The following is a 5,998-nucleotide window of genomic DNA, read 5'->3' as shown; positions in this document are numbered from 1 at the left end:
CCACGTGCCGGGCGCCTCGCCCGCGGGCATCCCCGATTTCCTGCTGACGGCGGCCGCCATCGGCGGGCTGATCAAGTCCAACGCCTCGATCTCCGGGGCCGAGGTCGGCTGCCAGGGCGAGGTGGGATCGGCCGCCGCCATGGCCGCCGCCGGGCTCGCCGCCGTGCTCGGCGGCACGCCCTCCCAGATCGAGAACGCCGCCGAGATCGCGCTCGAGCACCATCTCGGCATGACCTGCGACCCGATCGCGGGGCTGGTGCAGGCGCCCTGCATCGAGCGCAACGGCCTTGGCGCCATCAAGGCGGTCTCCGCCGCAAGCCTCGCGCTGCGCGGGGACGGATTCCATCTCGTCTCGCTCGACGCCTGCATCGAGACCATGCGCCAGACCGGCCGCGACATGCACGAGAAATACAAGGAGACCTCCCTGGGCGGGCTCGCCGTCAACGTCCCGGACTGCTGACGGCGCCTCGGTTCCCGCGCCAATGGGCCGGTCCGGGGCAGCCGCAATACCTCGACAAGTCCCCGGCCCGCCGCTAAGGGGGCCCGGCCGCGGATGCGGCCGAACCCAGGATCCGGAGGACCAATGATGCGAATGACACATGCGATCGCCGCGGTGGCCGCGCTGCTGCTCGTGGGCTGCGCCGAGATGCGCCAGAGCCGCAGCGCGAGCGAGGAGACGCTCGTGACCGCCTCCGCGACCGTGGAATCCGTCGATCAGGCGACCCGCCAGGTGACGCTCCGCGACGACGTCGAGGGCAGCGTCTTCACCGTCACCGCCGGACCGGAAGTGCGCAACCTGGCCCAGGTCTCCGCCGGCGACCATGTGCAGATCGACTATTACCGCTCGCTGGCCGTGGCGATGGCCGATCCGGCCGACAGCGGTGAGCCCCTGGCCGCGGCCGCCGGCGCGCGCGCTCCGGAAGGCGCCATGCCCGGCGGTGCCGCCGTCGCCTCGACCAGCATGGTGGTCACGCTCATCAACTACAATGCCAATACCGGCATCGCCTCCTTCCGCACGCCGGACGGGCTGACCCGGCAGACCGCGGTTCGCCCCGACCTGCGTACCTTCGCGCAGAGCCTGAGCCCGGGCGCGCGCGTCCTCGTCAGCGTGACCGAGGCGGTCGCGGTCACCGTGACGCCGGTGCCTGCCGGCTGAGCGCACCCGCGCCCCGGAGCTGCGCCACCACCGGCGCGAGCAGGTCCCCCGGCAGGACCACGAGCATCCGGGGCGCGTCGAAGGCGATCCGCATCGGCCCGCCGAGCGCCTCGTTCGACGTGCCGATGCGCCCGCCGGGCGCGAAATCGAGCCCGGCAACCGACCAGCGCAGCCCCTCCGAGCGGAGGCCCCCGACCGGCCCCATCGGGAAGAGCGAAACCCTCGTGCCCACGGCGAGGTCGAGTTCGAACGCGGGCGGGCAGAGAAAGCAGATGTCTTCGCCGCCCAGCAGCATCACCCGCTGCTCCGGATGTTTCGCCAGCGCGCTCATCGCCGCGAGCTGGTGGTCGAGGCGCCCGCCGAGGAAGCCGAGCCCGAGGAAGAGCGGCGCCTCCACCGAATAGAGGCATTTCTCCAGATCCGTGGAATCCTGCTCGGCGATCGGATAGAGCGCCACGCCGGCGCGGGCGAGCGCGGCCGGGTCGCGGAGCGAATCCATGTCCCCGATCACCGCCCGGAACCGCCGCCCGCCCGGCAGCGCCAGGTTTCCCCCGCCGTCGGCGGCCAGAGCCTCCGGCGCCAGCCGCAGCGCCGCCTCGAGCTGGCGCGGATCCACCGGTCCGCCCCCGACCAGCGTGACCGGGCGCGCCGCGTGGAACAGGGCCTGCGTCACGGCCAGTCGCGGATGACCACCGCCGAGACGCTGTTCTTCGGCGAGCCGTCGATCAGCTTGTCGGAATAGGTGAGATAGACCAGCGCGTTGCGGGTCTCGTCGAAGAACCGCACCACCTGGATGCGCTTGAACATGATGCTCGCGCGCCGCGAGAACACCTCCTCGCCGTCCTCCAGCTCGGCGCGGAACTTCACCGACCCGGTCTGCTGGCAGTTGATCGAGGCGTCCGACGTATCCTCGGCGAGGCCGAGACTGCCCGAGATGCCGCCGGTGCGCGCCCGGCTCACGAAACAGGCTACGCCCTCGACCTCGGGATCGTCGAAGGCCTCCACGACGATCCGGTGATTGGCGCCGAGGATCTTGAAGGCCGTGGTCACCTGGCCGATCTCCTCGGCCGAAGCCGCGCCCGCCGCCGCGAGGACCGCCACCAGAACGAGTTTCAGCATGCCGCCCCTCCTCTCATTTCCCACCGGGCCGCCGCCGCGCCTCCGGATCCTCCCGGCCGATGCCGCGGAAGACGAAGCGCAACGGCAGCATCCAGAGGAATCCCAGGCCGACGAAAATCGCCAGCTCGACCAGAACGCCCGGCCGGTCGAAAAGCTCCACCAGGTTGACTGCCAGCGTCACGTAGAGCGGCAGCCCGACGAGCAGCACCACCAGCGACCAGCGCCGCCGCGCCCGCCAGCTCAGGCCCCTCATCCTGCGAAGGGATCGGTGACGAGGATCGTGTCCTCGCGCTCGGGGCTGGTCGAGAGCATCGCCACCGGGCAGCCGATCAGCTCCTCGATGCGGCGCACGTATTTGATCGCCGCCGCCGGCAGGTCCGCCCAGGACCGCGCCCCGGCGGTGGTCTCCGACCAGCCTGGCAGCGTCTCCCAGATCGGCTTCACCCGCGCCTGCAGCGACGCCGCCGTGGGCAGATGGTCGATGCGCCGGCCGTCGAGCTCGTAGGCGACGCAGATCTTCAGTTCCGGAAAGCCGTCGAGCACATCGAGCTTTGTGAGCGCGATGCCCTGCGCCCCGCTGGTGGTGCAGGTCTGGCGCACCAGCACCGCATCGAACCAGCCGCAGCGCCGCTTGCGCCCGGTGACCGTGCCGAATTCGTGGCCGCGCTCGCCGAGACGCTGGCCGGTCTCGTCGTCGAGCTCCGCCGGGAACGGCCCCGACCCCACCCGGGTGGTATAGGCCTTGACGATCCCGAGCACGAAATCGACCGCGCCCGGCCCCATGCCGGTACCCGTCGCGGCCATGCCGGCGAGCGTGTTCGAGGAGGTGACGTAGGGATAGGTCCCGAAATCGATGTCGAGCAGCGCCCCCTGCGCGCCCTCGAAGAGGATGCGCCTGCCCTCCGCCCGCCGCGCCGCCAGCACCTGCCAGACCGGCGCGGCATAGGGCAGGATCTTCGGCGCCACCTCCAGAAGCGAATCCCGCAGCGCCAACCGGTCGATGGGCTCGGCGCCGAGGCCCCGCCGCAGCGCGTCGTGATGCGCGAGAAGCCGGTCGAGCCGCGTCTCCAGCGTCTCCGCATCGCCGAGATCGGCCACCCGGACGATGCGCCGGCCCACCTTGTCCTCGTAGGCCGGACCGATCCCGCGTCCCGTGGTGCCGATCTTGGCCGCCCCCGCCGCCTCCTCCCGCAGCCGGTCGAGATCCTGGTGCAGCGGCAGGATCAGCGGCGTGTTCTCCGCGATCATCAGATTGTCGGGGGAGATCGCGACCCCCTGCCCCGCCAGCTTGCCGATCTCGGCCAGGAGCGCCCAGGGGTCGAGCACCACCCCGTTGCCGATCACGCTCAGCTTGCCGCCGCGCACGATGCCCGAGGGCAGCAGGCTCAGCTTGAAGACCTTGCCGTCCACGACCAGGGTATGCCCGGCATTGTGCCCGCCCTGAAAGCGGACGATCACATCGGCCCGCTCGCTCAGCCAGTCGACGATCTTGCCCTTGCCCTCGTCGCCCCATTGCGCGCCGACCACCGCGACGTTGCCCATGTCCGCAGGCCTCCCACCGGTTCCGGCCCCGTCTATACCGCCCGGCCCGCGCGCCCGAAACCTCCTTTTCGCGGGCCTCCCGCTTGACAGGCGCGAGACGCAGGCGCAGGCCATTCGTCAGAGACCGCGCGCGAAGGCCGATCACCGGTCTCCGCAGCCCGGCGCGCGCTCCGTCGCTCCGGCCATCCGGCCACAGGGCGACCCTCGGCCGGGAAGGCGACCGCCATGGCCAAGGGCCAGCAGAAGAGCAACCGCGAACCGAAGAAGCCGAAGAAGGAAAAGCCGAAGGCGACCGCCACGGCGGGCGCCGGTGCCGGCGGCATGGCGGCATCGCTTGACCGCATCAAGGGCAAGAAGAAGTAGCGCGCCGGCGGGCCCGGCGGTCGCCGCCGCTCTCAGACGAGAACGGTCGCGACCGCCCAGACCGCGAGTACCAGCGCGGCGATCCGGCTGACCGCCTGCCCGGCGGGCAGGAGCTTCTCGGCCAGCACGAAGGCGGTCAGGGCGGCGATCCAGACGAGGTTCATCACTCCGCCCACGAAGAGCAGCGCCATCAGCGCCCAGCAGCAGCCGACGCAATAGGCGCCGTGGCCGACGCCCATGCGCATCGCGCCGCCGGAGCCCGGCCGCCAATGGGTGGAGAGATACTCGGCCGGCGCCTGACAATGCGCGAGGCACATGCCCTTGAGCGGCGAGACCTGATAGATCGCCGCCGCCGCCAGCACCCCGGCGCTCAGCCAGCGGCTCTGCGACCAGAGCATCGAGCCCGACAGCGCGCCCGACCGCTCCAGCAGCCATTGCAGCGCCACCGCCGCCAGCGAGAAGCCCAGCCAGACCAGCAGATAGCCGGCGAGGAACCAGATTGTCGACACCGGCCCCGGAGCGATGCGGCCGCGCCGCTGGCCGTGGCGCACGGCGCGCGCATGCAGCAGCACCATGGGCGCGACGCTCGGCAGCATCATCGCGATCATCATCACCCACCACATGGCGACCATCATGGCCACCCGCCCGGCGCTCCAGCCGGCCGCGTCCATGGCCCCGGGGTCCATGGGCATGGATCCGGAGTCCATCGGCATGGATCCGGAGTCCATCGACATCGGCGCGTCGGCGCCGAGATGCGGGAAGAGCGCCGCCCGCGACATCTGCCAGGCGCTCATCTCCATGCCGGCGCCACGCAGGAGCCAGGTCCAGGAAAGCGCCCCCAGCAGCAGGAGTCCGGCGATCAGCATCGTCCGGTCGCGCTTCAGCAGCGCCTCGGCTGCCGTATCCGTGGTCATCGCGCTCAGCCGACCGCGTCGGCGATGATCCCCTGCGGGCCGTAGGCGGCGTACCAGAGCGAGGCGTAGCGGCCCTTGTGCGCGTAGTCGAGCAGGCTCCGAACCGAGAAATCCGCGCTGCCCATCTCCGCCTCGCGAAACTCGAAGCCCTCCGGCAGGACGATCCGCGCCCGGTGCGGCTTGCCGGTGACCGGGTTCCGGATCGGCTCGATGGCGAGATCGATCATGCCCTCGACCTGGAACCGCCCGGTCCGGGCCTCGATGTCGCAATCGAAGACCGTCTCGGCGAAGACCGGGTCGTGCTCGGTCTCGATGGTGGAGCCGTAGATGTTGAAGACGCTCGTCGGCACCTGTTCCTCGCCGCCGAGGATCTTGAAGAGCGCCTCCACCTGCCGCTCGTCGGCCCGCTTGTCGATGATCCCCTGCACGATGCCGCCGCCTTCGTGCACGGCCCCCGGCCAGCGGTACCACGCCCCCACCACCAGCCCGTCGAGCCGCACGTCGCCGAAATGGCCCTTGTCGATGCGGTGCGCCTCCAGGCCCTGGCACCAGCCCTCGGTCGGCCTTCCGTTGAATTCGCAGGGGCAGCCGTAGTCGCAACTGCAGGCCCCGATCTTCGGTCCCCGGATCTCCCAATCCACGTAAGCCATGACCCTCTCCCCGTGCCGAGCCGAGCTCGCGCCGCTGCAATCCGAGGCTTGAAGAGGCGCATGATACACCCAAACCGCCCCCCGACAAAGCGCCGCGCCTGCGGCTAGCGCCCGCGCCGCACCTCCGGCGGCAGGAGCGAGGGGCCCACATGGGCATCCATCCAGCCCATCACCGGACGCGAGCGGTCCCAGAGCGCCCGGGCGAAGGCCACGGGCCGCCGCCCGTCGAGCGTGCCCGCGGGGCCGAGATCGTC

The 5,998-nt window shown here is 71.3% G+C and carries 9 protein-coding genes; 3 read left to right on the top strand and 6 right to left on the bottom strand.

Annotated features, from left to right (window positions below):
• Together V7050_RS17235 and V7050_RS17230 are read left to right on the top strand one after the other, a co-directional pair.
• On the top strand, window positions 1–460 hold a 460-nt coding region (locus V7050_RS17235; RefSeq protein WP_324410904.1), incomplete at its 5' end, for an L-serine ammonia-lyase, iron-sulfur-dependent, subunit alpha.
• A 123-nt stretch (window positions 461–583) separates the two neighbouring features.
• A complete protein-coding gene (locus V7050_RS17230) occupies window positions 584–1,156 on the top strand; it encodes a hypothetical protein (protein ID WP_324374143.1) in 573 nt (190 codons plus the stop codon).
• On the opposite strand, the gene V7050_RS17225 is transcribed toward V7050_RS17230, so the two are convergent.
• The 4 genes from V7050_RS17225 to V7050_RS17210 are packed head-to-tail and all read right to left on the bottom strand — an operon-like array spanning window position 1,128 to window position 3,817.
• Window positions 1,128–1,829, bottom strand: coding sequence for a thiamine diphosphokinase (locus V7050_RS17225; protein ID WP_324365939.1), 702 nt, complete (start codon window positions 1,827–1,829; stop codon window positions 1,128–1,130). The genes V7050_RS17230 and V7050_RS17225 overlap by 29 nt on opposite strands.
• Window positions 1,826–2,275, bottom strand: coding sequence for a CreA family protein (locus tag V7050_RS17220; RefSeq protein ID WP_324365937.1), 450 nt, complete (start codon window positions 2,273–2,275; stop codon window positions 1,826–1,828). Before V7050_RS17220 ends, V7050_RS17225 begins: the two co-directional genes overlap by 4 nt.
• Before the next feature lie 13 nt (window positions 2,276–2,288).
• On the bottom strand, window positions 2,289–2,528 hold the full coding sequence (locus tag V7050_RS17215) for a DUF2842 domain-containing protein (protein ID WP_324365935.1): 240 nt from the start codon (window positions 2,526–2,528) through the stop codon (window positions 2,289–2,291).
• Window positions 2,525–3,817, bottom strand: a complete 1,293-nt coding sequence (locus tag V7050_RS17210) for an adenylosuccinate synthase (protein ID WP_324374146.1) — start codon at window positions 3,815–3,817, stop codon at window positions 2,525–2,527. Before V7050_RS17210 ends, V7050_RS17215 begins: the two co-directional genes overlap by 4 nt.
• Window positions 3,818–4,042: 225 nt before the next feature.
• On the opposite strand from V7050_RS17210, the gene V7050_RS17205 reads away from it, so the two are divergent.
• Window positions 4,043–4,180 (top strand): hypothetical protein, encoded by a 138-nt coding sequence (locus tag V7050_RS17205; protein WP_324365931.1) that lies wholly within the window; start codon window positions 4,043–4,045, stop codon window positions 4,178–4,180.
• A gap of 32 nt (window positions 4,181–4,212) precedes the next feature.
• On the opposite strand, the gene V7050_RS17200 is transcribed toward V7050_RS17205, so the two are convergent.
• Both V7050_RS17200 and V7050_RS17195 read right to left on the bottom strand, forming a co-directional pair.
• Window positions 4,213–5,094 carry a DUF2182 domain-containing protein gene (locus V7050_RS17200; protein WP_324365929.1) on the bottom strand — a complete coding sequence of 294 codons (882 nt, stop codon included), beginning with the start codon at window positions 5,092–5,094 and terminating at the stop codon, window positions 4,213–4,215.
• Between the two features lie 5 nt (window positions 5,095–5,099).
• A complete protein-coding gene (locus V7050_RS17195) occupies window positions 5,100–5,744 on the bottom strand; it encodes a DUF1326 domain-containing protein (protein ID WP_324365927.1) in 645 nt (214 codons plus the stop codon).
• Window positions 5,745–5,998 lie beyond the last annotated feature (254 nt).

Origin of the sequence: Amaricoccus sp. (assembly GCF_036846665.1) — a bacterium.
Lineage (GTDB): Bacteria > Pseudomonadota > Alphaproteobacteria > Rhodobacterales > Rhodobacteraceae > Amaricoccus.
This window is presented reverse-complemented; position numbering and strand designations above follow the sequence as displayed.